The sequence below is a fragment of the Thalassospira sp. UBA848 genome, from assembly GCF_002295455.1.
Classification (GTDB): Bacteria; Pseudomonadota; Alphaproteobacteria; order Rhodospirillales; family Thalassospiraceae; genus Thalassospira.
Window position 1 is genome coordinate 1 of sequence record NZ_DBGS01000033.1, and the last position, 26,323, is coordinate 26,323.

25 protein-coding genes, 1 tRNA gene, 1 pseudogene and 1 riboswitch are annotated in these 26,323 nt (G+C 54.1%); of the genes and pseudogenes, 12 read left to right on the forward strand and 15 right to left on the reverse strand.

The features are described 5' to 3' along the window. Nucleotides 1–421 precede the first annotated feature (421 nt). A complete protein-coding gene (locus B2R48_RS03900; RefSeq protein WP_296998037.1) occupies nucleotides 422–1,174 on the forward strand; it encodes a glycerophosphodiester phosphodiesterase family protein in 753 nt (250 codons plus the stop codon). A gap of 89 nt (nucleotides 1,175–1,263) precedes the next feature. After that, complete coding sequence (locus B2R48_RS03905) at nucleotides 1,264–2,694, forward strand: MATE family efflux transporter (RefSeq protein ID WP_296998039.1); 1,431 nt, start codon at nucleotides 1,264–1,266, stop codon at nucleotides 2,692–2,694. 78 nt (nucleotides 2,695–2,772) lie between these two features. Here B2R48_RS03905 and B2R48_RS03910 read toward each other — a convergent pair whose 3' ends face one another. Both B2R48_RS03910 and B2R48_RS03915 read right to left on the reverse strand, forming a co-directional pair. Further along, complete coding sequence (locus tag B2R48_RS03910; protein ID WP_296998042.1) at nucleotides 2,773–4,038, reverse strand: hypothetical protein; 1,266 nt, start codon at nucleotides 4,036–4,038, stop codon at nucleotides 2,773–2,775. 140 nt (nucleotides 4,039–4,178) lie between these two features. Next, entirely contained in the window at nucleotides 4,179–5,138 is a 960-nt protein-coding gene (locus B2R48_RS03915) for a helix-turn-helix transcriptional regulator (protein ID WP_213475428.1), read from the reverse strand. 171 nt (nucleotides 5,139–5,309) lie between these two features. Between B2R48_RS03915 and B2R48_RS03920 the strand changes: the two genes are divergently transcribed. The 3 genes from B2R48_RS03920 to B2R48_RS03930 are packed head-to-tail and all read left to right on the forward strand — an operon-like array spanning nucleotide 5,310 to nucleotide 7,233. Then, the gene (locus B2R48_RS03920) at nucleotides 5,310–5,840 is read left to right on the forward strand and encodes a low molecular weight protein-tyrosine-phosphatase (protein WP_348657932.1); all 531 of its coding nucleotides are present in this window, start codon (nucleotides 5,310–5,312) and stop codon (nucleotides 5,838–5,840) included. 24 nt (nucleotides 5,841–5,864) lie between these two features. Continuing rightward, nucleotides 5,865–6,725: a fructosamine kinase family protein gene (locus tag B2R48_RS03925; protein ID WP_296998044.1), complete on the forward strand. Its 861-nt coding sequence runs from the start codon at nucleotides 5,865–5,867 to the stop codon at nucleotides 6,723–6,725. Nucleotides 6,726–6,783: 58 nt separating this feature from the next. After that, nucleotides 6,784–7,233 carry a c-type cytochrome gene (locus B2R48_RS03930; RefSeq protein WP_296998047.1) on the forward strand — a complete coding sequence of 150 codons (450 nt, stop codon included), beginning with the start codon at nucleotides 6,784–6,786 and terminating at the stop codon, nucleotides 7,231–7,233. A 92-nt stretch (nucleotides 7,234–7,325) separates the two neighbouring features. Here the strand turns inward: B2R48_RS03930 and folE are convergent, their stop codons facing one another. From folE to metZ, 3 genes are all read right to left on the reverse strand, one after another. Continuing rightward, nucleotides 7,326–7,916, reverse strand: coding sequence for a GTP cyclohydrolase I FolE (gene folE / locus B2R48_RS03935; protein WP_008889129.1), 591 nt, complete (start codon nucleotides 7,914–7,916; stop codon nucleotides 7,326–7,328). An 88-nt stretch (nucleotides 7,917–8,004) separates the two neighbouring features. Beyond that, the gene (gene apaG / locus B2R48_RS03940; protein ID WP_062953726.1) at nucleotides 8,005–8,397 is read right to left on the reverse strand and encodes a Co2+/Mg2+ efflux protein ApaG; all 393 of its coding nucleotides are present in this window, start codon (nucleotides 8,395–8,397) and stop codon (nucleotides 8,005–8,007) included. A 198-nt stretch (nucleotides 8,398–8,595) separates the two neighbouring features. Continuing rightward, a complete protein-coding gene (gene metZ / locus B2R48_RS03945) occupies nucleotides 8,596–9,798 on the reverse strand; it encodes an O-succinylhomoserine sulfhydrylase (RefSeq protein ID WP_296998049.1) in 1,203 nt (400 codons plus the stop codon). A gap of 74 nt (nucleotides 9,799–9,872) precedes the next feature. Then, a riboswitch (SAM riboswitch) is annotated at nucleotides 9,873–9,947 on the reverse strand. Nucleotides 9,948–10,203: 256 nt separating this feature from the next. On the opposite strand from metZ, the gene B2R48_RS03950 reads away from it, so the two are divergent. From B2R48_RS03950 to B2R48_RS03960, 3 genes are all read left to right on the forward strand, one after another. Continuing rightward, the gene (locus tag B2R48_RS03950) at nucleotides 10,204–10,968 is read left to right on the forward strand and encodes a TVP38/TMEM64 family protein (protein ID WP_296998052.1); all 765 of its coding nucleotides are present in this window, start codon (nucleotides 10,204–10,206) and stop codon (nucleotides 10,966–10,968) included. Then, on the forward strand, nucleotides 10,961–12,388 hold the full coding sequence (locus tag B2R48_RS03955) for a dihydrolipoyl dehydrogenase family protein (protein ID WP_296998054.1): 1,428 nt from the start codon (nucleotides 10,961–10,963) through the stop codon (nucleotides 12,386–12,388). Before B2R48_RS03950 ends, B2R48_RS03955 begins: the two co-directional genes overlap by 8 nt. A gap of 80 nt (nucleotides 12,389–12,468) precedes the next feature. Then, nucleotides 12,469–13,950 carry an ATP-binding protein gene (locus B2R48_RS03960; protein WP_296998057.1) on the forward strand — a complete coding sequence of 494 codons (1,482 nt, stop codon included), beginning with the start codon at nucleotides 12,469–12,471 and terminating at the stop codon, nucleotides 13,948–13,950. Between the two features lie 372 nt (nucleotides 13,951–14,322). On the opposite strand, the gene B2R48_RS03965 is transcribed toward B2R48_RS03960, so the two are convergent. From B2R48_RS03965 to B2R48_RS03980, 4 genes are all read right to left on the reverse strand, one after another. Then, complete coding sequence (locus tag B2R48_RS03965; RefSeq protein WP_296998060.1) at nucleotides 14,323–14,931, reverse strand: DNA-3-methyladenine glycosylase I; 609 nt, start codon at nucleotides 14,929–14,931, stop codon at nucleotides 14,323–14,325. Between the two features lie 3 nt (nucleotides 14,932–14,934). Further along, entirely contained in the window at nucleotides 14,935–15,222 is a 288-nt protein-coding gene (locus tag B2R48_RS03970) for a YciI family protein (protein WP_213475420.1), read from the reverse strand. A 3-nt stretch (nucleotides 15,223–15,225) separates the two neighbouring features. Then, nucleotides 15,226–15,822 carry a TetR/AcrR family transcriptional regulator gene (locus B2R48_RS03975; protein WP_296998065.1) on the reverse strand — a complete coding sequence of 199 codons (597 nt, stop codon included), beginning with the start codon at nucleotides 15,820–15,822 and terminating at the stop codon, nucleotides 15,226–15,228. A 153-nt stretch (nucleotides 15,823–15,975) separates the two neighbouring features. After that, nucleotides 15,976–17,424: a TrkH family potassium uptake protein gene (locus tag B2R48_RS03980; RefSeq protein WP_296998068.1), complete on the reverse strand. Its 1,449-nt coding sequence runs from the start codon at nucleotides 17,422–17,424 to the stop codon at nucleotides 15,976–15,978. A 545-nt stretch (nucleotides 17,425–17,969) separates the two neighbouring features. On the opposite strand from B2R48_RS03980, the gene B2R48_RS03985 reads away from it, so the two are divergent. Beyond that, nucleotides 17,970–19,406: a sensor domain-containing diguanylate cyclase gene (locus tag B2R48_RS03985; protein ID WP_296998071.1), complete on the forward strand. Its 1,437-nt coding sequence runs from the start codon at nucleotides 17,970–17,972 to the stop codon at nucleotides 19,404–19,406. A gap of 93 nt (nucleotides 19,407–19,499) precedes the next feature. On the opposite strand, the gene B2R48_RS03990 is transcribed toward B2R48_RS03985, so the two are convergent. The 3 genes from B2R48_RS03990 to B2R48_RS04000 all read right to left on the reverse strand — a co-directional run bounded on the left by B2R48_RS03990 (nucleotide 19,500) and on the right by B2R48_RS04000 (nucleotide 22,618). Further along, nucleotides 19,500–20,507: an aspartate-semialdehyde dehydrogenase gene (locus B2R48_RS03990; protein WP_213475417.1), complete on the reverse strand. Its 1,008-nt coding sequence runs from the start codon at nucleotides 20,505–20,507 to the stop codon at nucleotides 19,500–19,502. Between the two features lie 327 nt (nucleotides 20,508–20,834). Beyond that, entirely contained in the window at nucleotides 20,835–21,023 is a 189-nt protein-coding gene (locus B2R48_RS03995; protein WP_296998076.1) for a DUF3012 domain-containing protein, read from the reverse strand. Between the two features lie 137 nt (nucleotides 21,024–21,160). Next, nucleotides 21,161–22,618 (reverse strand): TrkH family potassium uptake protein, encoded by a 1,458-nt coding sequence (locus tag B2R48_RS04000; RefSeq protein ID WP_296998079.1) that lies wholly within the window; start codon nucleotides 22,616–22,618, stop codon nucleotides 21,161–21,163. Nucleotides 22,619–22,811: 193 nt separating this feature from the next. On the opposite strand from B2R48_RS04000, the gene B2R48_RS04005 reads away from it, so the two are divergent. The 3 genes from B2R48_RS04005 to B2R48_RS04015 all read left to right on the forward strand — a co-directional run bounded on the left by B2R48_RS04005 (nucleotide 22,812) and on the right by B2R48_RS04015 (nucleotide 24,714). Then, entirely contained in the window at nucleotides 22,812–23,570 is a 759-nt protein-coding gene (locus B2R48_RS04005) for a thermonuclease family protein (protein ID WP_296998082.1), read from the forward strand. Nucleotides 23,571–23,666: 96 nt separating this feature from the next. Continuing rightward, nucleotides 23,667–24,125: an ArsI/CadI family heavy metal resistance metalloenzyme gene (locus tag B2R48_RS04010; RefSeq protein ID WP_296998085.1), complete on the forward strand. Its 459-nt coding sequence runs from the start codon at nucleotides 23,667–23,669 to the stop codon at nucleotides 24,123–24,125. A gap of 4 nt (nucleotides 24,126–24,129) precedes the next feature. After that, nucleotides 24,130–24,714, forward strand: a complete 585-nt coding sequence (locus B2R48_RS04015; RefSeq protein ID WP_296998088.1) for a sigma-70 family RNA polymerase sigma factor — start codon at nucleotides 24,130–24,132, stop codon at nucleotides 24,712–24,714. 34 nt (nucleotides 24,715–24,748) lie between these two features. Here the strand turns inward: B2R48_RS04015 and B2R48_RS04020 are convergent. From B2R48_RS04020 to B2R48_RS04030, 3 genes and pseudogenes are all read right to left on the reverse strand, one after another. Continuing rightward, nucleotides 24,749–24,822 (reverse strand) — tRNA-Gly (locus B2R48_RS04020). A 94-nt stretch (nucleotides 24,823–24,916) separates the two neighbouring features. Then, complete coding sequence (locus tag B2R48_RS04025) at nucleotides 24,917–26,074, reverse strand: PQQ-dependent sugar dehydrogenase (protein WP_296998089.1); 1,158 nt, start codon at nucleotides 26,072–26,074, stop codon at nucleotides 24,917–24,919. A 62-nt stretch (nucleotides 26,075–26,136) separates the two neighbouring features. Further along, nucleotides 26,137–26,323 (reverse strand): annotated as a pseudogene (locus B2R48_RS04030) (xanthine phosphoribosyltransferase); the annotation flags it as partial.

The following is a 26,323-nucleotide window of genomic DNA, read 5'->3' on the forward strand; positions in this document are numbered from 1 at the left end:
CCGTCGGTGGAGGCGGGTTATAGGGCCCCAATCCGAACCTGTAAACACCTTTTTTCGAGATTTTTGGAGTTTTTCGGCGATTGTTTTTTTCACCCCCGAAACGGTCCGCACAAACCCTTGGCTTTCGGGGGTTTCACGTAGAAACCGGATATGTGCATAGCTCGACCCACATCGGCGCATAACACGGAAAACCATGAGGAAAACGGACTCTGGCTTAGTGATTACAATATGGAGTCCAATGACTTCGCAGCAAAAACGAAAAGGGAAACGTTCAAATCGCAACAAGATTTTCGCTTTTTCACACAATCCAAGTCGCGTAAGAGAATCCCATTGATGATCTTGCAACGCCAACACAACCGATGGATCCATCCATCAGCCGTTTTCCGTGTTGCTGCCCACCCAAATCATAAGGCCAACATCCGTGATCGAGATCCCGCACATTGTCGCCCATCGCGGCGCTTCGATTGAAGCCCCGGAAAACACCATTGCCGCCTTTCGGGTTGCCGGCGCCCGCGGCGCCAAATGGATTGAATGTGACGTCACGCTAAGCGCGGACAACAAATGCGTTCTAATTCATGACGACACACTTGAGCGCACAACCAACGGAACCGGCCCTGTTCACCACAGCGATTTTGAGACCCTGCGCGGCCTCGATGCTGGTGGCTGGTTTTCAGACATATATAAAGGTGAACGTATCCCGACCCTGTCCGATACGCTTGAGACCCTTTACTTCATGGAAATGGGCGCCAACCTTGAAATCAAACCGTCGGGCTGTGATCCGGTGCGGCTCTGTGAAGAAGTCATCAAGGAACTTGGAAGATCGAAGACCGTCCCGCCGATTCTGATCTCAAGCTTTGACGACACCGCCGTTGCCCATATGCGCCAACATATGCCCGACCTGCCATGTGGCTGGCTGCTTGAAACCCTGCCGGAAAACTGGAAGGTGGAGTATGAGCGTCTTGGCGCTTCTGCCATCCATATCGATCACAAGGCGCTGACACCGGTTGTTGCTGCCGAGATTGTCGATGCCGGTGTGCCGTTGGTTTGTTATACCATTAATGATGTCGAACGCGCCAAGGAGCTGTTTTCCTGGGGAGCTACATCTGTCATTACCGATGATCCGGCCAAATTGCTGATGGCAATCCCAAGGCGACCGTTCGCCGCCCACAGATAGACCCCATAAAGGGGCAACATGGCACCAGAACCGGAGCGCCACCACGATCCACGGTCCTGATTGCCAAATAACACGCAGGAAACAGTTCAATGTCAATTGCCCCACAAGATGGTGCCGCGGTTCCACCGCCCCCCATTGATCCGGCGACGTCGCCAACACCGCTTTATCCCGATAACCGGGTAAAGCGCCATCTGAGTGAACTGTTCAGACTGGCACTGCCGGTCACGATTGCCCGTCTTGGCATGCTGATCATGGCCGTGGTCGATACCATCGTGGTTGGCAATTATGACAGTGCGGCGCTGGCCTATCTGAATATTGCGCACGCGCCTTTCACATCCTTGATGGTCACCGGCATCGGGCTTCTGACCGGGGTCATGGTGATGACATCGCATGCCAAGGGCCGTGACAACCTGATGGCCGCCGGTGCGGTTTGGCGCAATGCCATGCCCTATGCCATTCTGGTCAGCATCCTGCTTACCATTCTGACCATGCAATCACATTGGCTGTTTGTCATTACGGGCCAGCCGACCGAGATCACCGATCATGCCGGTGATCTGGCGGTAATCCTGTCGATCGGCATGCCAGCCGCCCTTATTTACATTACCTGCGCCTTCTTCCTTGAGGGATTGCAGCGCCCGCTACCGGGTATGGTGATGATGATTGTTGCCAACTTCATCAACCTTGTTCTGGATTATGGCCTGGTCTACGGCGCCTTTGGCTTGCCGGAACTGGGCGCAGAAGGTGCGGCCTGGACATCCAGTGTGATCCGCTGGTTCATGGCGCTTAGTCTGCTGGGCTATATCCTGTTGATGAAAAGCCATCATCTTTATGGCATCCGAAATGGCTTTGCCGGTTGGTGGCGTGGATCACGCGATGCCCGTCATCTTGGTTATGCTGCCGGAGCCAGTCAGGGCATGGAAACCGGTGCCTTTGCCGCCATGCAGCTTTTTGCCGGACGCCTTGGTGTTATTGCCGCGGCGAGTTACGGGATCAGCATGACGCTTTTGGCGTTGATGTTCATGGTCGCGCTTGGTCTGGCTTCTGCAACATCGGTACGGGTCGGGATCGCCTATGGCCGGCGGGATCGACCGGACATGGCGCTTGCCGGGTGGATCGGCCTTTTGACCACCATGATTGTGATGCTTGCACTTAGCATTCCGCTTTACCTGTTCCCCAATGCGGTTGCGCATCTGTTTACGCAAGACCTTGCGGTAATTGCGACAACAGTCTCGGTTCTGATCCTGATGCCGATCATTTTCCCAACCGATGGCGGGCAGAACGCAGCGATCAGCGCGCTTCGCGGGGCCGGGGACAAATGGGCACCGACGATCTTGCATCTGGTGTCTTACATCTTTGTCATGATCCCGGTTGGGTATTACCTGTCTTTCACCCTTGAGATGGGCGTGCCCGGATTGTTCTGGGGCATTGCGATTGCCAGCCTTGTCGCGGTTAGCGGCCTGGCGATCCGGTTTTTGATCGTGTCATCACGTGACATTCCGGAAAATCCCGAACAGCTTTAAGCCAAGCCAGATATCGAAACCAAAAAAGCGCCCCGGATTTACCGGAGGCGCTTTTTCTTTGTGGGATTGGCCCGGCAATCAGGAACGCGTGGCGTCAAACTGGCGTCGCGGCATCAGAAGATCACAGAACGGCAGGACCAGCGTATCAAACGCCGATGCGGCACGCGGGGCATCAATCCGGATAATGTGTTGTTCGATATCGCGCTGGGTTGCGAACTCGCCCAGCGGGGCCAGTTCAGGCAGGGCATCGACAACAGTTGCGTAAAATGCGACCTGATCATCGCGCGCCGTCCCGGCCGCCAGATTGCCCAGATGGTTATAAAGCGCCATGGCGAGGAACCAACGGCAGTAGGGCATCAGGCCTTGCAATATCTCGGAGCGTTGTTGTGGTTGCAGATATTGTTGCAGGTCGCTATCGAGCCAAACGGCATTCTGCACTCCGGCAACAAAGGCGTTGCGAAGGGCCGGATATTCATCGGGAAAGAACACTTCTGTAAGCCATGATGACAGATCATCAAGGGCCGAACGGCGCGATGCCGGTGTGCTGTTCCCTGCAAAATCAAGGGCGGGCATCGGTGGCTTGCCCGACATGGCAAGACTTGCCACCGCCGGATCAATCAATGCGTTGGCAAGCCACGCCTGATGCCAGATTTTCATCGGCCGGAAGTAAGGTTCTTTTTCGGCACCGCCTGCTTCGATCCAGCTTTCGATCAGATGCGCGCGCCCCAAAGCAACACCAAGCCGCAAGGCATCTTCAAACCCCATACCCCCCTTCAGGAACGGGTCGCCCAGCATGTCTTCAAGCAGGGGCAACATGGTTGCGACATCATCAGAGCGCAGGCCTGCCCCAAGTGGCTGATAGAATGACGCGCCATCGCTATGACCCAGAATCGCGCGGGCATGCTTGGCAAAATCGCCCCAGAAGACAAGCTTTACCGGCTCGGCGCGCTTGCGCCAGAGCGGACGCGTCAGATGCCAGCTTTCGCATTCGAAATTGGCCATCGGCATGGCATCGACCAGTCGTGCCAGTGGCTTGGCCACCGCCATTTCCAGATCATCTTCCGATCCAACATGACCGATGGACAGGCGCCAGCCCGGCGCTTCATGCGGATGGCGATCCAGCCACAGCATGGCAAACCCGGTCGCATCGGCCCGACCAGCAGCAGGGGCAACCAGATCAAAAAACAGGGATGGTGCAGCTGGTATGTCCGGAACGTTGTGATCTTCCAGCGCGTCGCCGACCGTCCAGGTCTTGACCACCACGTCATCTGCATCCGGACGGTTTTGGAAACGCGGCGGCAGAAAACCGGAATATTCATTTTCTGGGCGGGTAGACTCGGTCATGGCAGCCTCGTGGATGCGAAGGGGCGCAACAATATCGCGTATCGCGCTGCTGATACCCAAGGAAACCGAACAGGTCAATCATGCGGCTCAATCAAGTGGCGGCCAATCCGGCCCCGGTCCACCAAAGACCTTCGGCTTGATCAGGCCCGCGTCAAACCGGCGTGGCCGATGCTGGCTTCGCGGTAGACCGACGGCGGCATAGACAACAAACGCCTGAAATCGCGCGAGAAATGGGCATTGTCGGTAAAACCACACCAGAAACCGATTTCACCCACTGACAGGTTTGTGCCGTAAAGAAGCCGACAAGCTTCGCGTACCCGAACCAACCGTAAAAGATCAGAGAACCGACTGTTGGCCTGTTGCAAGCGACGCTGCAGGGTGCGACCAGATGTATCAAGTGCCGCGGCAACTTCATCAATCGTCCAACTGCGCCCGATATCATGCTCAAGCACAGCACACAGCTGCTGCACCACCGGTCGCTGCGCCCCGATCATAGGAGCCGTTCCGGGCATATTGGCCATAAACGGGTACGAAGAAGAGACCTGTTCGAAGCTGCCCCAGTTGATCCGGAATCGCAAACCGCGCCCGGCAAAGGCAAGTTTGTCACTGACGCGCCCCTTGCGCATGACACGCACCGCAGAACCGTGGCTTGGCAGTATAGTGGCGTCAATGTCTTCAGCCCCGGCAGCTTCAAGCAAGCCGATCAGGAACCCAAGCAACAGCAGGTTTTCCACCCGTGCGGGCGGTTGACCACGGACCACACCACGATGAATGTTCATGGATTTTCCGGTCACGGCAAACGCACTGCGCGCACGGGCATGAGAATACCCTTCAAGACGGCGCCAGCGATCCGCAATCACCGAAGGGGTGGCCGAATGACGCAACATGGTCAGGATGGGTTCCTGTTCCTTGGCTGCCAGATAACGCCCAAGGCGCACAAGGACGGCTGGACCATTGATCTCTTCAAGGGCCAGCATGATGCTGCGCAGCTTGGCCGAGGTCACAACTGTTCCGGCCGGAACAAGGTCATAGCCCCGCGGCAACCACGCCAGTTGCCGAATCAGGGCAACATGCAAACCAAAAGAAACAAATTCCTGCATTAAAAACGCGCCAAATGGACAAATCTTGGCGCGATCATACAAACTATTGATCCGACTGTCAGCGCCAGATCCAAAATGTCACGAAGCTGTTACATTTACCGGATTTTCTCGGCAATCGGAGCTTTCTTCGCAGTCATCCATGCGACGGGGCATTGCCCGAAGGATGCCACCATGTCACTGTTTGAAAGTACCTTCAGACATTTCCCAGAAATACGGATTGATAACGTGATCAAGGTTCTTTTCGTCTGTACCGGCAATATCTGTCGTTCGCCCACGGCCGATGGCGTTTTTCGCAAGATGGTTCGTGACGCCGGACTGGATGACCATATCAGCGTTGATAGCTGCGGCCTGTCAGCTTATCACGTTGGCGAACAGCCAGACCCGCGATCAAGTGAAATGGCCAAAAGCCGCGGCCTTGATCTCAGCGACATTCGATCACGCAAGATCAACCCGAATGACTATCTGCAATTTGATTATGTGCTGGCGATGGATCACGGGCATCTGCGCGACATGCGCGCTCAGGCCCCCAGCACGCATCAGAATCGTATTGAACTTTTTCTGGATTATCATCCGACATTGGCCGGGCAAAGCGTCCCCGACCCGTATTACGGTGGTCCCAACGGCTTTGTTGATGTGTTTGACATGATCGAGGAAGCCTCAGTCAGGCTCCTGTCTGATATCCGAGAAAAACACGGCATCTAGATCCAGCAAACGTCCGGTTTCACCATGGATAACAATGCACTGGCAGACTTGATCAACCGCCACACCGGGAGCACACTGCAATCCATCTCGCCGCTTTCTGGCGGATGCGTTGGCGATGTCATGCGTGCAAATCTTGATGACGGTCGGCAACTGGTGATCAAACAAAGCGATACCAACGATGGTAGCCTTGCCATCGAGGCGGATATGCTGCGTTACTTCAAGGCACATTCGCCGATCACCTGTCCGGAGGTCGTCTATGCGGATGGAGGCATTCTGGTGATGACCTATATTACCAATGACAATCGCATGAGCCGATCTGTACAGCTTGACCTGGCAGAGCAACTCGCCGCCCAGCATCAAGTCACATCGGACAGATTCGGATTAGATTTTGACACCGTGATCGGTGGATTACCGCAACCCAACACACCGGAAACAAACTGGATTACCTTTTTTGCCGAACACCGTTTGCGTCATATGGCGCACCATGCGTTCCATGAGGGCAAAATACCAAAAAGCATGGTCGTACGCATTGATCGGTTGATCGACGGTCTTGAACGGTATCTTCCAACAAACAGCGCCGCTTCGCTTCTGCATGGTGATTTATGGGGTGGTAATATCCTGTGTCAGTCGGGCAGGCTGGCTGGTTTGATTGATCCGGCAATCTATTATGGCGATCGCGAAATCGAACTGGCCTTTGGCACATTGTTTGGCGACCTGACACCGGAATTCTTTGGGCGATACAACGAAATACTGCCTGTTTCGCCCGGATTCTTTGAAGAACGCCGAAATTTGTATAACCTTTATCCGCTATTGGTTCATGTTCGACTGTTTGGTGGACATTATGTCAGTTCGGTTGACCACATCCTTGCCCAATTTGGTCAATAACGTACGATAACTGCCTAAAGGCCCGTGAGAGAGATACATAATTTAAGGGATGAGAGAGTTGAAAATTCTGATTGGAACCGCTGTTGCGCTCAGCATGGTCGGCAGCATTGCCGCCATTGCCCATGAAGGCGCAACCGGTGTTGTCAAGGAACGCATGGAAGGCATGAAGGCCATTGGCCAACAGGTCAAAATCATGGTCCCGATGATGAAGGGGACATTGCCCTACGACCCGGACCAGGTCGCGAAAGCCGCGACAATTATCGAAGGTCATTCAGGCGAAACCTTTACCGCCCTTTTCCCGGAAGGCAGTAATGACAAACCGTCTGAAGCACTTTCAGACATCTGGGAAGACTGGTCAAAATTCACGGATCTGGCAAATGAACTGAATGCCAAGGCCGGCGATCTTAAAACAGTCGCAGTTTCCGGCGGATCAGAAGACGATTTCAAGGCAACACTTGGTTCGATGATGCAGACCTGCAAATCCTGCCATAGCGATTTCAAGGAATAACGCGCAACCGCAGCAAGCGCGTGATGTAAATGAAAAGGCCGCAGCATGTATCGTGCTGCGGCCTTTTTTGTTTTCGGGTCGTCCGAGTTGGTTTAGCGGCCGATCATGGCAAAGAATTCACGACGCGTGATCGGATCATCGCGGAATGCGCCAAGCATCCGGCTGGTCACCATCGAAACACCGGTTTTGTGCACACCACGTGTGCTCATGCACTGATGATTGGCATCAATCACAACAGCCACGCCCAGCGGATCGAGTTCTTCCTGAATGGTGTTGGCAACCTGTGCGGTCATCTTTTCCTGAATCTGCAGGCGCTTGGCATAGACCTCGACAACGCGGGCCAGCTTGGAAATGCCAACAACACGGCGGCGCGGCAGATAGGCGACATGCGCCACACCGATGATCGGCACCATGTGATGTTCGCAATAGGATTCGACGCGAATGTCGCGCAATACGACCATTTCGTCATAGCCGTCGGTTTCTTCGAATGTCCGACGCAGAATCTCGGCCGGGTCCTGCTGATAGCCAGCAAAGAATTCACCATAAGACCGTGCCACGCGGTCAGGCGTTCCGCGCAAACCTTCGCGGTCGGGATCATCCCCGGCCCAACGCAGAAGTGTCCGAACTGCTTCTTCTGCTTCTTCGCGTGTCGGACGCTTCACCGGGTTATGTTCGCTGCACATACCAAATCCTTTGTCATTTTATTACAGGATTGAACCTGCCTTGGTGGGGCTCAGGGCCCGCGCTACCTGATACTGTTTTTTGATGCAATCAGTTCACAGTGTGTTGCCCATGCGGACTGTCCAGCGAAAAGGCCGGAATCGCAATATCAAAATGATTGCCGTCCATATCCGTCATTTCGAATGTCCCGACCATGAATCCACTTGGTGTGGTCAGTGGCGCGCCACTTGTGTAGTTGAAACTTTCGCCACATGCCAAAACAGGCTGTTCACCAACCACGCCCGGGCCTTTTACTTCCTGGGTTTCACCGCGCGAATCTGTAATCCGCCAGTGCCGATTCAACAATTGAACGGTTTTCGAGCCAAGGTTCTCAATCTCGATACGATAGGCCCAAATATAGCGATGGGTTTCCGGATCTGATTCGTCCTCAAGGAACATCGGGTTTACCGACACCTTGATATCGTGGGTTACGGTCGAATACATGCATGTCTCCGGGCCAAGTGTGTTCAAGTCAATTTGCATCAGCCAAGAATGCGATAGATGGACCTTTATGTAGACAATCCATCCCGAAAGTGCCAGCCGCCAGTTAAAACAAAACGGGGCCTATCGCGGGGCGGATACGAAAGGGCCCGCACAATGTACGGGCCGGATCGATGTCGGGATTACTGTTGTCCGAGCCTTTTAAACGGCAAGGGCAGCCAACAGGTCTTCCTTAAGGTCATCAATATCTTCCAGACCAACAGATAAACGCAGCATGCCTTCGGTAATGCCCATCGCGACCTTGTCCTCGGCTGGTACACGCTGGTGGGTCGTGGTCCAGGGATGGGTTGCCAGACTTTTTGCATCACCAAGGTTGTTGGAAATATCAATGAGCTTGAGGTTATCAAGCAGCGAAAACGCCGCTGCCTTGCCCCCGGAAAGCTCAATTGCGATCAATCCACCACCACGGCCAGACATCTGGCGCATTGCCAATTCATGCTGCGGGTGACTTTTCAGTCCCGGATACAGAACGCGTGACACCTGTGGCTGTTCCGTCAGAAATTCCGCCAGTGCTGTCGCATTGCGAATATGTTGATCGACGCGAAGGCTCAGGGTCTCCAGACCCTTGAGCAACACCCATGCGTTGAACGGGCTCATGCTTGGTCCGGTGTGACGCAGGAAGGTGGTCAGGTGGTCGTCGTGCCATTCCTTGTCATTAAACAGGATCGCCCCGCCAAGGCAGCGGCCCTGACCATCAATATGCTTGGTCGCGGAATAAACGACGATATCGGCACCCAGCTCCATCGGCTTTTGCAGGATTGGTGTGGCAAAGACGTTATCAACAACAACCTTGGCACCGGCCTTATGGGCCAGTTCGGCAATAAACGGGATATCGAGCACCTCAAGCGTCGGGTTCGACGGGGTTTCAAGAAAAACCGCATCTGCCGGTTTGGAAAGCGCCTCTTCCCATGCCGCCTTGTCCGTGCCATCGACCAGTTCGGTCTCAACACCAAAACGCGGCAAAAGGGTTGTAAGAATGAATTCGCATGAACCAAAAAGCGCGCGCGACCCAACCACGCGACCACCTGCTTTTGTGCTTGCAGCTAGGGCATTCCAGACAGCCGACATGCCCGATGCCGTTGCACGGCAATATTGCGCGCCCTCAATCAGGGCAAGGCGCTCTTCAAACATGCCAACGGTCGGATTGGCGAAACGGGAATAAACAAAACGTTCCGGACCACTGCCATCAAAGGAGGCCTCTGCCTCGGCAGCGGTATCATACACATAGCCGGAATTCATGAAGATGGCTTCGGAGGTCTCGCAAAAGCCGCTGCGCGCTGTGCCACCACGGACAGAGCGGGTCGCTGCGCGCCAGTTATCGGAAGCCTTTTTTTCGGTCGTCATCGTCTTGCTCCTACATGCCCGAAGTGATGCGGTCCGGACACAAAAAAACCCTGACCGGCGTGAATGGGTCAGGGCCGAAGCCAGATCACCCCTCTTTAGCGATTTTTTACGTGGCCGCAAGCCGGTCGACAAATCCCACGATGCGCAGACGATACGTCCAGTTTTTCCCTACGTCAAGCGCCACTCCCTCAGGATTTTTGCGCATATGCACGCCCTGATGCGCGTCGCATTCCACAAATTCTCCTCACGGAATGGTGAAAGCAGTTCATGAGCAAGTTTTGAAATTTCTCTCTAATGTTGGATCAAATAATGCGATCCTGTTGTTTGGGATTTGCATATCGTGCCAAATGATCGACTTGCAAGAGCCTGAAATCAATGACCAAAACCAGTTCAATGGTGTCACACGTGTCCGATAAGAAACCAGATAACCAATCGGAAATCACAATCCCGTCAAAGCCGCTCTGGCGCAAGCTTATGCCTGTGACGATCTTGATTGGCGGATTGGTTCTTGCCTGGTCGGCTGGTGTTCTGGATTTGCTGTCGTTTGAAACGCTGCGCGAAAATCGCGACCTGTTGCAGGATTTTGTTACCAATAACCCGGTATCCAGCGTTCTGGTCTTTATGGGGCTTTATGTCGTTTCCGTTGCCCTGTCCTTGCCCATCGGTTCAGTGCTGACGATCACCGGCGGTTTTCTGTTCGGGTCTTTCCTTGCCACGTCCTATGTTGTGGTCGCTGCAACCATTGGTGCAACGGTCGTTTATCTTGCTGCCCGATATGCCTTTTATGATCTGATGCGTGCGAAGGCCGGAAATGCTGTGCGCAAGATGGAGGAAGGCTTTGCTGAAAATGCGTTCAGCTACCTGATGGTCTTGCGCCTGATCCCGATCTTTCCGTTCTGGCTGGTCAATCTTGTGCCCGCGCTTCTTGGCGTCAAATTGCGCTCATTTGTATTCGGCACCATGATCGGCATCATTCCGGGCACTTTTGTATATGCCTCGATCGGCGATGGTCTGGGGGCCTTGTTTGATCAGGGAAAGACACCCGATCTTGGGATCATTTTCGAACCCCGTATTCTGACCCCGATTGTCGGACTGGCGGTACTGGCACTGCTGCCCGTCGCCTATAAGAAACTGCGCCAACGAAAAAGCGGGGCGAACGGCCATGAATAAAGTCATTCACACCGATATTTGCGTGATCGGAGCGGGCTCAGGCGGTCTGTCAGTTGCCGCCGGTGCGGTTCAGATGGGCGCAAAGGTTGTCCTGATTGAAAAGGGCAAGATGGGCGGTGATTGTCTGAATACCGGGTGCGTTCCATCCAAGGCCCTGTTGGCGGCCGGCCACGCGGCGGAAAATGCACGTAGTGCTTCACGATTTGGCGTATCGACCGGGCCGGTGGAGATCGACTTTGGCCGGGCAATCGACCACGTCCATTCCGTCATTTCCGGCATCGCTCCTCATGACTCCGTCGAGCGGTTTGAAGAACTGGGATGCACCGTCATTCAGGCAGAGGCCCGCTTCACCGGTCCCGCCGAAGTCGTGGCAGGTGAAACGACAATCAAGGCCAAACGGTTTGTCATCGCCACCGGTTCTCGGGCTGCTGTACCGCCAATCCCGGGACTTGAAAGCGTTTGTTACCTTACCAACGAAACCATTTTTGAAAACCGTGTCCGCCCTGACCACCTGATCATTATTGGTGGCGGTCCCATCGGGCTTGAAATGGCCCAGGCGCACCATCAACTGGGCGCGAAGGTCACGGTAATCGAAATGGGCACCATCCTGCCCAAGGACGACCCTGATCTGGTGGCTGTGGTCCGCGACCGCATCAAGGCCGATGGCATCAGCCTGTATGAACATGCCAAAACCAAGGAAGTCCTTGAGGTAAACGAGCAGATCAGGGCCGTAATCGAACACGAAGGCATCGAAATCACCCTTGAAGGCAGTCACCTGTTGCTGGCCGCCGGGCGCAAACCGAATGTTGAGAATCTCGGCCTGAAGGACGCCGGTATTGATCGCAACGAACAGGGTATTTCAGTCGATGCGCGTTTACGCACATCAAACCACAAGGTATTTGCCATCGGCGATGTCACAGGTGGCCTGCAATTCACCCATATGGCCGGTTATGACGCAGGCATCGTGATACGCAATGCGCTTTTCCGTCTTCCGGCCAAGGTTGATCACAGTGCCGTGCCATGGGTGACCTATACCAACCCGGAACTAGCACAGGTTGGCCTGACGGAAATGGCCGCCCGCAAAAAGTTTGGCGATGACATTCGCGTTGTGACCTGGGATTACACAGAAAACGACCGCGCACGCGCAGAAGCCGACACCACAGGCTTCATCAAGGTTATCACCACGCGCAAGGGCCGAATTTTGGGGGCTGCCATCGTCGGTCGACAAGCGGGGGAGCTCATCGGTGTCTGGTCACTTGCGATTAGCAAGAAAATGAAGATCGGGGCCATCGCAGGCATGATCGCGCCTTATCCAACCCTTGGTGAAATTTCCAAACGCGTCGCCGGGGCGTGGTATACGCCAAGCCTGTTTGGCGAGAAAACCCGCAAGCTGGTTCGCTTTCTGCTTAAATTTGCCTAACCGGGTTTCTTGCCATCGCCCCTGAAAACAAACGTCTGTATCGCTGTACTTTCTTTGACTTCCTGGCCTAAGATTCAATCATGAACAATCGGCAACTGAAATTGCCCCCTTGGGCCAAATCCCTCTCCGCACGCCTGTTGGTGCTGACGGTCAGCTTTGTCATGCTGGCAGAGGTATTTGTTTTCGCCCCCTCGGTTGCGCGCTTTCGGATTGATTGGCTAAAGGCCCACCTTGATTCCGGTTATCTCGCAGCCCTTGCGCTTGAAGCCACCCCGGATCAGATGATCCCCGATGACCTCGAACGCGAACTTCTGTCCAATGCCGGGATTGAGGCGGTCATTCTGCGACGTGAAGACCGCAAATTGCTTTTGCAGCGCGACGATATGCCGGCCAAGGTCGACAAGGATATCCAACTGACGGATTTCTCGATCCCGATGGCCTTGATGGAGGGGTTATCAACGCTAAGCCAGACCGAAAACCGCGTGCTGCGCGTGGTTGGGATGCCATCCATGGCACCGGATTTCGAGATAGAAGTCCTTGTCCACGAAGATCGTCTGACCGAGGCCATGCGCAATTTCGGCTGGCGGGTGTTTGGCCTGTCACTGATGATTTCGTTCTTTACGGCCGGCCTTGTCTATTTCGCCCTGAACCGCTTGCTGGTGCGGCCAATGCGCACGCTCACCCACGACATGATCCGCTTTCGCGAAGACCCGCAGGACAAGGCATCGCTCATCACACCGGGGGACCGCGATGACGAAATTGGCGTCGCCCGGCAAGAACTGGCGATTATGCAACAAGACCTTCAGGCGATGCTTAATCAGCGCCGCAGGCTTGCAGCACTTGGCACGGCAGCAACCAAGATCAGTCACGATCTGCGCAATGCGCTGGCGACGTCCATGTTGATGACCGAACAGCTTGCCAAAAGCGAAGATAACGAAGTCCGGGCTGTTGTGCCGCGCCTGTTATCATCAATGGAGCGCGCGGTTTATATCAGTGAACAAACCCTGTCATTTGCACGCGAAACGCCACCGCCGCGCGATCTTGCAACCTTCACACTCATTGAGCTGATCGAGGAAATCCGCGATCAGATATTGCTGCAAAAATCCGAAACGCTGCTTGATGGCACAATGGCCAAAGCAGATGACGATGAAAAAAATTGCCCGGCCCGCATCGAAATAGACCTTCCCGATGATGTCACGCTTGAGGCCGACTATGACATGCTGTTTCGCGCCTTTAGCAACCTGATGCGCAATCCGCTCGAAGCAGGAGCCAATCTGGTGCGCATCACGCATAAAATCCGAAAAGAAACGTCAAACGGCGACGAATCGGACAAGGCCCGCAGTTTCATTGACGTAATCATTGCCGATAACGGCCCGGGACTGCCCGAAAAGGCGATCAAAAACCTGTTCGTACCCTTTGCCGGAAGCGGACGCCAGGGCGGCACCGGACTTGGTCTTGCCATCGCGCGTGAACTGATCAGCACCCATAATGGGGAACTTCGCCTCACTGCAACAGGGCCAGATGGTGCTGTTTTCACCGTCAAATTGCCGATTGGCAGCTGATTTCACCGCGATGCACCATCATGGTGCACCCTGTTAATCGATTTTATCTATCGATTTTTATTTAATATTCGATTTTATCTTTTGAACAGTATTTGCGACCTTTGGGTATGGCGATGCCGGGCCCGATCCCGATCCCCGATCCGCTCCTGACCCAGGGTTCGGTATCGCCAAACTCACTTGAGTGTGCACGGTATTCTTATTGAAGCCTTCCTATCCCCTGTTGCACCCTCCCTTGACGTCGGCACCTCAAGTGAAACTGCAGGTCTACGACCCCATAATCCTTGCCGGATTATCATCTGGGGATCTGAAATGATCCCCGCCCTCAAAACCCCTTGTCCAGATACGGGCAAGGGGTGTTTTTTTTGGGGCCGCTCAGACAGGGCGTACAAATGACGCACGTATGTCGTCAATCTGCTGGCGCAAAAAGCAGCCTTGCGCATGATCATTGATCAACCCCATCGCCTGCATAAAGGCAAACACCGTGGTCGGCCCGACGAACTTCCAGCCCCGTTTCTTGAGGTCCCTGGAAAGGGCAACAGATGTCGGCGACGTTGACATCGACTGTGGTGGGTCAACTTCATCCGATTTTGGTTCAAACCGCCAGAAATAGGCGGCAAGCGATCCTTCCTGCGCAACCATTTCACAGGCCCGTTTGGCATTGTTGATGGATGCCTCGATCTTGCCGCGATGGCGAATGATGCTTGCGTTACCAAGCAAACGTTCAACATCTGCATCATCAAACTGGGCAACCTTGTGAAAATCGAAACCGGCAAAGGCTTCGCGGAAATTTTCGCGCTTGCTCAGGATTGTGCGCCAGCTTAACCCCGACTGAAATCCTTCAAGACAGATTTTCTCAAACAGCCGGATGTCATCGACAACCGGAAAGCCCCATTCCGTATCGTGATAAGCGTTAAATTCAGGGGCGGCATCACACCACGCGCACCGGCATTTCCCGTCCGACCCGATTGTTGTTTTGCTCATTGCTTACCCCATCAGGAAATCAAGACGTTGATCAGCACGCGCCGGCGAGATTTCCAGAATTTCGGCCGTCACGATGTCTTCTGCAACGAACGGATCTTCATTCACGCGCGCTTCAATCTCGTCGCGCGACACACCGTGGGCCAGAACCGCACCGCCCATATTTGGCTGCAGGCTGCCGACCATCAAAAACACGCCATCATCAAAGCCCTGTTTGATCCATGCCTTGTGCGCGTCCATGAATTCAGGTGCCTTTGCGCGGTTTTCGGCAAATTTCAGAAAGATCGCAAACATGGTTTACTCCCCTGTTGGATGATTGCTGTTGGCAAGGTCAGCGATTTGCGCGTCAAGCCAGTCACACATCAGTTCGACCTCATGGCGCAGGAAACGGTCATCATCAAACGCATTGGCAAGGGTCGCGACACCCTGACTTCGACCAAGGATATGCATGGCCAATTCATCGGATTTGTCGCCAAAACCCAACCGCTCGAACTGACGGCGCAGCCAACTGCGAAACAGGGTAAACAGCGCCGCCGCATCGCTTTTGGCCGCGTGGTTCAGTTTCGCCAGTTCCGACGACAACGTGCCGACAGGGCAGCCAAATTTCCGGATCTTCTCGCCATTGACGATCAGGATATGGATGAAGCTTCGAATGCGTTCTGCCGGGTCTGACCCGGCAATTTCCCATCGATCAAGCATTTGCTCGGTATTCGCAAGGCGGCGGTTGATGACCCCATCAAGAATGTCATCCTTGGTTTTGAAGTGATGATAGAAATTGCCACGCGATATGCCGACAGTCCTTGCGATATCCGCAAATGACGTTGCCTCGAACCCATGCTGGTAAAACAGCAGGTCCGCAGCCTCGACAATCCGTTCTCGTGTTTCTGTTGCCATTTTCGAACACATCCACCCGGCTGACCCAACTTAGGACGATTGTCCTAACCCTGAAAATAGGACAGTCGTCCTAGTTCGTCAACAGGATAAAAAAGCCCCTGCAAGCAGAGCTTGCAGGGGCCGAACAATTCTTACCAGATAATCGGGGTCCGATCAGTCGCGCCAGAAAGCCGGGAACAGCAGAACCAGAACGGTAAAGACTTCAAGACGGCCGATCAGCATACCAATGGACATCAGCCATTTGGCGCCATCGGGAAGCGTCGCGAAATTGCCCGATGGGCCGACAATCGGTCCCAGTCCCGGCCCGACATTGGCAATCGCTGTCCCGGCACTCGAAACCGCGGTGATGAAATCCAGGCCCATCGCGCCAAGTGCTGCGGCCAGAACGACAAAGCAGAACACAAACAGGAAAAAGAAGCTCAGAACCGATTCCGTGACATCTTCTGACAGCGGTTTGCGGTTGTAATAGGCAATGAACACGCCGTGCGGGCGCAGCATGTGCGAAAGCTGGATCTTGGCGATTTCATATAGAACCTGCAGTCGGAAGATCTTTACCCCGCAGGTCGTCGACCCTGCACACCCGCCAATAAACATCACAAAGAAGAACACCGTCACCGCAAACGGGCCCCAAAGCCCGTAATCAGTGGTGGCATAGCCCGTGCCGGTCATGACCGACATGATGTTAAACGACGTGTAGCGAAGGGCGTAAAGGAAGTCCACGCCATTGGTTTCCGAATGCCAAACTGCCAGACCGACAATGATCGTTACGGCGATTGTAATAAACCAGCGCACCTGACTGTCACGAAACAGCGGTTTGCCCTGCCCGCGCAGCATTTGAAGATATAGGATGAATGGCAGGGCCCCGGTCGCCATTCCAAGCGTAATGATGATGTCGATTGTCGTACTGTCGTAATGCCCGATCGACGCATCCTTGGTTGAAAATCCGCCGGTCGCGATGGTTGTCATTGCATGGGCAATCGCATCAAAGGGCGTCATGCCCGCAGACCACAACATGATCGCCCAAAATGCCGTGAAACTCACATAAAGCACCGCAATCCCCATCGCGATCTGGGTTGCGCGCGGAAAGGCCTTGTCGGACTTGTCCGAGTTCTCCATGCGGAAAAGCTGCATACCACCAACGCGCAGCATCGGCATAACGGCAATCGCCATCACAATAATCCCGATCCCGCCAAGCCACTGCAGAAGCGCACGCCACAGCAAGATCCCCTGCGGGGCCGAATCAAGCCCGACAATCACGGTCGATCCCGTGGTGGAAATACCCGACATCGCTTCGAAAAATGCGTCGGTATAGGACATATCAAGATCGGAAAACGCAAACGGCAGAGCCGACGCCGCGGTCAGAACCAACCAGCTCAGCGTGGTCAGGATAAAGGCCTGCCGGGAGTTGATCTTTAGATTGTCCATCCGGTTCATCATGATCAGTGCCCCGCCAATAAACAGCGAGACGAAAGACGCTGCCGAGAACACGATCCAGTCGCTTTGTCCGTAATACAGGTCAACAAGCGCCGGGATGAACATGCCAATCGACAACGTACAAAGCAGAATGCCTACGATGAAAAGAATGGGACGGAAATCGATCAATGAAGCGCCTCTTGGCAAATACGCCGCAAAATCCCCCCCGGAACAACGGCGCATGATGCGTTTGATGTTTTGTCTAGGAGTGCACTACATAGCCGAAAACTCGGTTCGCATGCACCCCATTCATCACAAGCTGCGAATTCTTGGCACATGACACCACAATGTCCAGCCCTTTTCGGTCGCCAGAAGCAAGCCGACCGTCTCGACCAAACAGGGTTTTTAAACTTGCGCCAGTGCCTGTGGCCACACGTCACGGATCAATCCGATGCTTGGCACCAAACTCTCTGCTTTATCAGAAAACGTCATTTCCCAAGACCGATTGAACAAGGATTTATGTGATTTCCGAGGGCTGCCTTCAACATTAGAATCACTACAAATCAATCAGCGGTTTCTTATCACCTTTACAACCTCGCCCCGCCGGAAACATACGAAAGTTGCTTTGATTTGTGTCGTGCAACGGGACCGACTTTCCCCTAAATTGGGCGGATCAAAAACGATGAGCACAATCATCGCCATTTACCTAATGACCGTCTTTTGGGGGACTTTCCGTGCGAGGAAAGAAACTATACTTCGCGATCACTCTGTGTCTTTTGCTCGCCGTCGGCTTCCTGACCACGAGCTTTGTCAGCTTCTACGTCGCGCGGGATTCTCTGGAAGAACAAATCTCTGAAAGCACGCTGCCGCTTACGAGTGACAACATCTATTCGGAAATTCAGCGCGATCTGCTTCAGCCGATCTTTATTTCCTCGCTGATGGCGCATGACACCTTCTTTCGCGACTGGGTCATTTCCGGCGAGAAGGATCATGAACAGATCACCAAATATCTCGGCGAAATCCAGTCACGTTTCGATACGATCACGTCCTATTTCATTTCAGAAGAAACGCGCAATTACTATCACCCGACCGGCGTGATCAAACAGATCAGCGAAGACGACCCGGCAGATGACTGGTACTTCAGCGCACGTGACAGCAAGCAGCCCTACGAAATCAATATAGATGATGACACGGTTGATCGGTCGCGCCTGTCGATCTTTGTCAATTATCAGGTGCGTGATTACAACGGCAATGTCATCGGCATTACGGGTGTGGGGCTTTCGGTCAGTTCGGTTACCAACCTGATCGAGACCTATCAGGCGCGCTATGGACGAACGATCTATTTCATCGATACCGAAGGCCACGTCACCCTGCGCGGTAGTGGATTTGGGGATGCGCACAGCATTCAGGAACGGCTTGGCATGCGCAATCAGGCAACCAAAATCCTGACCGCGCCCGGCACCTCGATCAGCTATCAGGATGATGGACACACCTATTTCGTAAACAGCCGTCTGGTGCCGGAATTCGGCTGGCTGCTGATTGTTGAACAAAGCGATTATTCATCCGATGCACGCCTGCAGAACACCTTGTTCATCAATATTGCGATCTCGCTTCTGATCACGGTGATCGTTGGTCTGGTCGCTTTCCTGACCGTGCGCAACTATCAAAAACGGCTCGAAGAACTGGCATCGCGTGACAAGCTGACCGGCACCTTTAACCGGCAGGTCTTTGACATGATCTTTGATCAGGCAGTCCAGAACGCGAAACGCCAGAAAACACCGCTGTCAGTGATGTGTTTTGACGTTGATGGCTTTAAGGATATCAATGACGGCTATGGTCATCCGGGTGGCGATGCGGCCCTGCGTGAAGTTCTGACAACGGTGCGTCAAAACGTTCGGGAAACAGATGTGATCTGTCGCTGGGGTGGTGATGAATTCGTCATCCTGTTCCCAAGCACAGAACGCAAGGAAGCAATGACCAAGGCACGCAATCTTGCCGATCAGATCCGCAATGCCCCGGTTCGCTTTGGGCGCGATCACATTCCGGTCACGATCAGTGCCGGCATCACCGAGTATCGCGACGGTGAAGATCTCGACACCCTGATGGCGCGTGTTGATAACGCGCTTTATACCGCCAAGGCATCCGGACGCGACCATATCTCGCTCTCCTGACACACCGGGCCACAGGTTTGTGCAAACAAAACACCCCCGCCAGAACATTCTGGCGGGGGTGTTTTGTTAAAATCAGTCAGCGATGGATCGCGATCAGTCGGCGATGGATGCCTCTGCGATCTGAACAGCGTTCAGGGCAGCACCCTTCAACAGCTGATCACCGGCAACAAACAGTTCCAGACCATGATCACCAAAGATCAGGTTGGTACGGATGCGGCCAACTTCGACGTCATACTGTTCGGTCGCGGTCAGCGGCATCGGGTATTTGTTGTTTGCCGGATCATCGACAAGCTTCACACCCTTGGCTTTTGCCAGCACTTCGCGCGCTGCATCCGGTGTGACGGCCTTTTCGGTTTCAACCACAATCGCCTCGGAATGGGTCCGCTCGGTCGGGATACGAACCGCGGTGCATGAAATCGGCAGATCCGGCGCGCCAAAGATTTTGCGCGTTTCCCAGGTCACCTTCATTTCTTCACGGGTGTACCCGTTGTCCTGGAAGCTATCGATATGCGGGATCACGTTAAAGGCCAGCGGCGACGAGAACACCTCTGCCGGGACCGGTTTGCCTTCAAGACCAGCGGCCAGACCTTCGCGCAGTTCGTTCATGCCCGGCTGACCGGCACCTGATGCGGCCTGATAGGTCGAAACGATCACTTTCTTCAGGCCAAAGGCCTGATGCAGCGGCCAAAGCGCAACCGCGGCGATTGCCGTGGTGCAGTTCGGGTTTGCGATCAGTTTTGCGGTCTTGGCAAGGTCGCCATTGATTTCCGGCACGATCAGCGGAACATCGTCATTCAGACGGAATGCCGAGGAGTTATCAATCACCAGCGCGCCTTCGGCGATCTTGGGTGCATATTCCTTGGCAAAGTCACCGGAAACGGCAAGGAAGACAATGTCGCACTGCTTGGCTTCCTCAACGGAAAACAGCGCGACGGTCTTAGTGCCGAATTTAGTCTCCACGGTCTTGCCCGCTGAACGCTCGGAAGCGAACAGGGTGAGTTCACCCACTGGGAACTTGCGATCAAACATAACGTTGATCAGCTCGACGCCAACCGCACCGGTTGCGCCGATCACACCGACATGGAGATTTTCGGCACTCATAATAGTTGTCTAACCTCGTATAAAAATTACTGTCATATTCGACTGCCGCGATCATTCGCGGGCCGCGCATTATAGGGATTTATCCAAACAAGGCAAATCCACGTTGCTGCATCGCACGCATGCGCGCTGTTGTCCTGTGTCTAACGCCGAAGACAACAGATTGTTCCAAACCGTTTTCCAACGCCGGAATTGAAAAATCCGCCCTTCGACTGAACCACCGCCAAGCAGATGTCAAAGGGCGGATCTAGCCGCCATAAAGACGGCATATCCAGACTATGAAAAAGAATCGGCTGATCGTCTTGATGTCCGATCAGGCGAATGCACTGATCACATCAGGCAATGTTTGGCGAAATCGGTCGCCTCGTTTGCCGTCCAGTCGCCTTTCGGCTTTTCCTTAAGCTCATTACACCATTCCTCGCTGCCCACCTCGGGCGAGCATGCGGAAACAGCACCCGCCAGGAAAAGGACCGCAAGGGCCCCGGCGATTTTGGTCGTGATCGTTTTCTGCAGTTTCATGTCCGTGTCCACTGTTTGTGTGTTTGTTATTAACGCTACAAACTTATACACGGTGCGAAAATGACGCAAAGCAAACCTGCGATCTATGGCAACCGTCACAGATCGACACCAACAATCATCAAAAACAAAATCAGGGATCAGTCGCGCCAGAAGGACGGCATCAACAGCACAAGAAGCGTCTCGAACTCAAGACGGCCCAGAACCATCGCAACATCCAAAATCCACTTCGCGGAATCCGGCAAGGACTGGAAATTGCCCGCAGGTCCGATGATATTGCCAAGCCCCGGCCCGACATTGGCAAGTGAGGTTGCCGCAGCACTCATCGACGTAATCAGATCAAGCCCCGTCAGACCAAGGGCAACCGTCACCGCGATATAGCTGATGGTCAGAAGAAAGACATAAACCGTCACGGCGTTATAGATGTCGGACGTGATTTCATGGCGGTCAATGCGGCTGACCACCACGGCTGACGGGCTGCGCAGGCGCATGAAATGGGCACGAAGCCCGGTAAACACGACATACAGGCGAAACATCTTGAAACCGCCCGATGTTGATCCCGAACAACCGCCGATAAAGGTCGCAAAGAAAAACAGCATCACTGCAGCCGGGCCCCACAAGAGGTAATCACCCGATGCATAGCCCGTGGTCGTAATCACCGACACAAGGTTGAACGCCGCAATGGTCAGCGACCGGAAGATGCTGTCATCCGAAATCTGTAGCAGCCGCAGGGTCAGCAAAAATGTGAAACCTGCAATGATCAGGCAGAACAATTTGATTTGCTGATTGCCGATCACGGCCTTTATCGCCCGCTTGCGCAGAAACACCGCATAAGCGGTAAACGGCAAACCACCAAAGAACATGAACAGGATGGCAATCCAGTGCAGCGACAGACTGGTGTCAAAATTGGCAAACGAAAGGTCCGATGTGGCATATCCCCCGGTCGACAGCGTCGTCATGCCGTAATTGATCGCATCAAACCATCCCATGCCAAAGATGCGATACAGCACAATGCACACCAGGGTCAGAAACGAATAGATCATCACGATCTGCAGGCACATATCGCGCATGCGACCACTGAGTTTTTCGGATCGATCAGAACTTTCCATCTGGAAAAGCTGCATGCCGCCAACCCGCATCATCGGCAACAGGGCGAGGGCAGTCACAATAATCCCGATACCGCCAAGCCACTGCATGATCGACCGCCAGATCAACAAGCCCGGCGGCAAATGATCCAGACCCGACAGGATCGTCGAACCCGTCGTTGTCAGACCCGAAACAGTTTCAAAGACCGCATCACAGAAACTGAGCTCAAGCGACGAATACCAAAGCGGCAGTGCCCCGGTCAGGCTAACGGCAATCCACGAAACCACTGTCAGAACGTAACCCTGACGTGCGGTTACACGCGGGCCGATATCAGACCGACAGGCAAGACATGCCATGCCACCCAGCCCGATTGTCGTAATCGACGCTTGTGCAAAAATCTTCCAGTCCGGGTTGCCATAAGCAAGATCAACAGCAGCAGGCACCATCATCGATATCCCGATGATAATGACCATCACCCCGACGACGAAAAAGATGGGTTGCAGACGGAACAAACAAGTTTCCCTGACAGCAAAAGACAAACCCGCTTGTAGCGCCAAACGTCTTTGGATGCATCCGGTTATTGTGCATGGCACCCGTGAGGCCGCTGACCGTTACGCGCCCTCACCCGACAAATGCGTCATCATTTTGCCGTTCTTTTTGCTTGTCCTGTCGCCATGACCGTAGTGTCATTCCCACAAAGGTTGAATGTCGCTCAAATTCCTGAAGACCATCGAGGCCAGTTTGAAACGCGTTACCCGCCTGATCGCCCTACTTGCTATTCCAGCCCTGATTGCCCTTGCTCTGCACTGGCACAGCGCACCGGTCCGTGCCGCCGACACTTCACCTGGCCTTTCCAGTCCGGGCGGGCTTGTCACCAAGGGGCGTGATATTCTGGTCATTGATGGCGACACCATCATGATTGCCGGGCAAGTCGTCGATATCGCGGGGATGGATGCCCCCGAACTTGGTCAGCAATGCCTGCATAATGGCAGTTTCTGGGATTGCGGCATGTCTTCGGCCATGCAATTGCGCAAATATTTCGCCATGGCCCCGTTTGACGTCCATTGCTGGCCAGGCGATCAGGCGCGTGCGGGCAAAGCAGATGGCTTCCCCGTCGTCGAATGCGGCATCGGCGAACGCGATGTGGCGGCAGCCATGATCAGCGACGGCGAAGCATTCCCGATTGCGGGCTATTCCCATCGCTATGACCGCCTGTCGCAAGATGCTGGCAATGCCAGGATCGGCATTCATGGCGGTGATTTGATCGCACCAGCCGATTGGCGCAAAGGGGATCGACTTGACGGCGAAAACGCGCGTTGCCTCTTTGTCGATGATGGTAACGGCAATTACCTTAGCACCCTCGACCCACGCTTTAGCCAATATGAAAGCAAGGATCTGAAAAAGATCTGCAGTGACGAAGAAGCCCGCGAAATGAACCTGCAATATCGCGCACCAGCCCCATGATCCGCGCGGCCCGTTTTTAATTCGCCCGTACCTGCATCTTTTCGCCAGAACGCGCGTCTTCCTGTGCATCAAAATGACCACACAGGAGAATTCAAAATGCGCCTGCAACTTGCCCTGAATGTCAAAAACCTTGATCGGGCCATCAAATTCTACAGCGAAATGTTCGCAACCCCGGTTCACAAACAACGCCCGGGTTATGCCAACTTTGAAATTGCCCAACCGCCACTGAAACTTGTTTTGTTTGAACATCCCGGCGCAGATGAGCTCCTCAATCACATTGGTGTTGAATGCCAAAGCCCGTCGGAATTTGACGTAGCATCAGATCGCCTGCATGCGGGCAATCTGAGCACAAGCGAGATCGCTGAGACAGGTTGCTGTCACGCCGAACAATCAAAATTCTGGACAAAGGAACCAGACGGTCTGGCGTGGGAATGGTATCGCATCCTTGATGATGACCCCGACAGCGCTCAAAATGAAACCGGTTCATCAAGTGCGGGGTGTTGCGGCCAACAGCCCGGCAAGGAATCAGAAACTCAACAGGTATGTTGCGCCTGACGCCATGAAATTCACCCCCGTTTCAGACACATCTTCTGATTGGCAGGCCCTGCAAAAGGGCCTGCACAGATTTGTTCAAAGTCGCGTCCCGAATGACGCGGTTGATGACGTTGTCTCAGATATTCTCGAAGCCATCATTCGCAACAGATCAAGCCTTGCCACCGCATCCAATCCATCGGCATGGATTTATGCCACCGCACGCAGCAAACTTGTTGATTACTATCGCAAGAAAAGTCGCGAACGCAGTGCGCTTGACGCCCTGCAATCAGACCCGACAACAGAAACACCAAACAATTTGAACCGAACAACTGATGATGATGCGGATGTTAATGGTCTGAACGATTGTCTGACCGGGATCATCTCGACAATGGCTGCCGGTGATCAGAATATTCTGCGCGCCATTGACCTCAACCGCACCCGCCAGATCGACTTTGCAACCCAGAACAACCTTGCGCTGCCAACCGTCAAATCACGCATTCAACGCGCGCGCAAACGCCTGCGAAACCGAATGATCGCCTGTTGCCCGGACGGGGGCATGTCGACATGCGAACGGACATGCATAACCGCTACATCATGCGCAGCAGACTGAGGATTTTCAAAACGTGATTTTGTCAGGAAAAGCTTGGAGCGGGTGAAGGGAATCGAACCCTCGTATGCAGCTTGGGAAGCTGCTGTTCTACCATTGAACTACACCCGCGAAGCGCGCGATTTATAGCCCGCTTTTCCAATCAACGCAAGCCGGTCACATTCCGATCCACCGATTTAATTTCCCTGATCAAATCCGGAAAATCTTAGCCATCCGGCATCATGCGCCAGATCGCGCTGGCATTGTCATCTGAAATCAGGATCGACCCGTCGATATAGTGTTTCACATCAACCGGACGCCCGATCACTTCGCCATTGCTGCGCAGGAATCCGCTAAGGAACGGGTTTTCTGTCACTGGCTTGCCATTGATGAATTCAACCCGGACCACCTCGTACCCGTCCGGGACGGTTCGGTTCCACGATCCATGCAGCGCAACCAGTGCATCACCGTCATCAAAGGCAAACCCAAGCGGCGCATTGTGGGCATTAAAGGTAAATTCCGGGAAAATGACCTCTTCCGGGACCGTTTCATCGGCAAATTGCGGGCTTCTGGTGTCATTGCCCGCATACCACGGATACCCGAAAAACTGGCCGGACTGACGGGCGCGATTAAGCTCCTCGCGCGGGACATTGTCGCCCAGATGATCGCCCCCATTGTCGGTAAACCAAAGTTCGTCCGTTTCAGGATGGAACGTCAGCCCGACAGAGTTGCGAATCCCGCTTGCATAAACTTCGGGCGCGCCCCCATTGACCGGAATGGAAATGATCGTGCCTTCAAGGCCACTGACCTTGCAGATATTGCACGGTGCCCCAACCGCAACAAACAGGCGATCGCCATTCGGCGAAAGGGTCGCATAGCGCCAGCCGTGATGGCTTTTATCGGGCAGATTGGTAAACAGGATGCGCGGCGGGCCAAGACGTTCGCCATCAAAATTGGCAAGGTCGTAAGAAACAATACGATGCTGATCGGCAACAAACAGGGTCCCCGGTTTATAGACAATGCCGTTGGCCTGCTTGAAATCATCAGCAATCAGATTGACCTCCTCGCCAACGCCATCGCTGTCTTCATCACGGACAAAATAAAGATTGGGTCCGCGCGTGCCGACAAAAATGCCGCCCAGTTCCGGGGCCACTGCGATGGTTCGGGCGTTGGGAACCTCGGCAAAGACCGACAGGCGATAGCCGCTTTCAGCACTTAGCAATGACTGCACGCGTGCGACCCGCTCAGAAACTTGTTGGGCATTGGCCGAAAGGCTTGTTGCCGACATCGCCACAACAGCAAGGGTGCACAAACACAAACGCCCGGCCCATCGGCGTGCGGTGTGCAACTGGCGACGGAAGTCCGGGCGTAAATATCGGGTCATCCTGAAATCTCCTTGTCTGGCAATCGGCCTTACAAGGGATACGGTTGGTTTCCCCAGGTCGATTAACGAACGCGTTCAGAGATCGGGGCGTTGACCGACAGTTCCATGTCCCACGGGAAGTAAATCCACGTATCCTGAGACACTTCGGTCACAAAGCTATCAACAATTTCGCGGCCAAGCGGCTTGGCGTAAACGGTTGCGAAATGCGCTTTCGGAAGTCTTTCACGCACAGCCTTGGCGGTTTTGCCG

Bases quoted from the DNA above. Each gene is read 5' to 3' on its own strand.
- B2R48_RS03905 (WP_296998039.1), top strand. From the start codon at position 1,264: ATGTCAATTGCCCCACAAGATGGTGCCGCGGTTCCACCGCCCCCCATT.
- B2R48_RS03910 (WP_296998042.1), bottom strand. From the start codon at position 4,038: ATGACCGAGTCTACCCGCCCAGAAAATGAATATTCCGGTTTTCTGCCG.
- B2R48_RS03915 (WP_213475428.1), bottom strand. From the start codon at position 5,138: ATGCAGGAATTTGTTTCTTTTGGTTTGCATGTTGCCCTGATTCGGCAA.
- B2R48_RS03920 (WP_348657932.1), top strand. From the start codon at position 5,310: ATGTCACTGTTTGAAAGTACCTTCAGACATTTCCCAGAAATACGGATT.
- B2R48_RS03925 (WP_296998044.1), top strand. From the start codon at position 5,865: ATGGATAACAATGCACTGGCAGACTTGATCAACCGCCACACCGGGAGC.
- folE (WP_008889129.1), bottom strand. From the start codon at position 7,916: ATGTGCAGCGAACATAACCCGGTGAAGCGTCCGACACGCGAAGAAGCA.
- apaG (WP_062953726.1), bottom strand. From the start codon at position 8,397: ATGTATTCGACCGTAACCCACGATATCAAGGTGTCGGTAAACCCGATG.
- metZ (WP_296998049.1), bottom strand. From the start codon at position 9,798: ATGACGACCGAAAAAAAGGCTTCCGATAACTGGCGCGCAGCGACCCGC.
- B2R48_RS03955 (WP_296998054.1), top strand. From the start codon at position 10,961: ATGAATAAAGTCATTCACACCGATATTTGCGTGATCGGAGCGGGCTCA.
- B2R48_RS03960 (WP_296998057.1), top strand. From the start codon at position 12,469: ATGAACAATCGGCAACTGAAATTGCCCCCTTGGGCCAAATCCCTCTCC.
- B2R48_RS03965 (WP_296998060.1), bottom strand. From the start codon at position 14,931: ATGAGCAAAACAACAATCGGGTCGGACGGGAAATGCCGGTGCGCGTGG.
- B2R48_RS03970 (WP_213475420.1), bottom strand. From the start codon at position 15,222: ATGTTTGCGATCTTTCTGAAATTTGCCGAAAACCGCGCAAAGGCACCT.
- B2R48_RS03975 (WP_296998065.1), bottom strand. From the start codon at position 15,822: ATGGCAACAGAAACACGAGAACGGATTGTCGAGGCTGCGGACCTGCTG.
- B2R48_RS03990 (WP_213475417.1), bottom strand. From the start codon at position 20,507: ATGAGTGCCGAAAATCTCCATGTCGGTGTGATCGGCGCAACCGGTGCG.
- B2R48_RS03995 (WP_296998076.1), bottom strand. From the start codon at position 21,023: ATGAAACTGCAGAAAACGATCACGACCAAAATCGCCGGGGCCCTTGCG.
- B2R48_RS04005 (WP_296998082.1), top strand. From the start codon at position 22,812: ATGTCGCTCAAATTCCTGAAGACCATCGAGGCCAGTTTGAAACGCGTT.
- B2R48_RS04010 (WP_296998085.1), top strand. From the start codon at position 23,667: ATGCGCCTGCAACTTGCCCTGAATGTCAAAAACCTTGATCGGGCCATC.
- B2R48_RS04015 (WP_296998088.1), top strand. From the start codon at position 24,130: ATGAAATTCACCCCCGTTTCAGACACATCTTCTGATTGGCAGGCCCTG.
- B2R48_RS04025 (WP_296998089.1), bottom strand. From the start codon at position 26,074: ATGACCCGATATTTACGCCCGGACTTCCGTCGCCAGTTGCACACCGCA.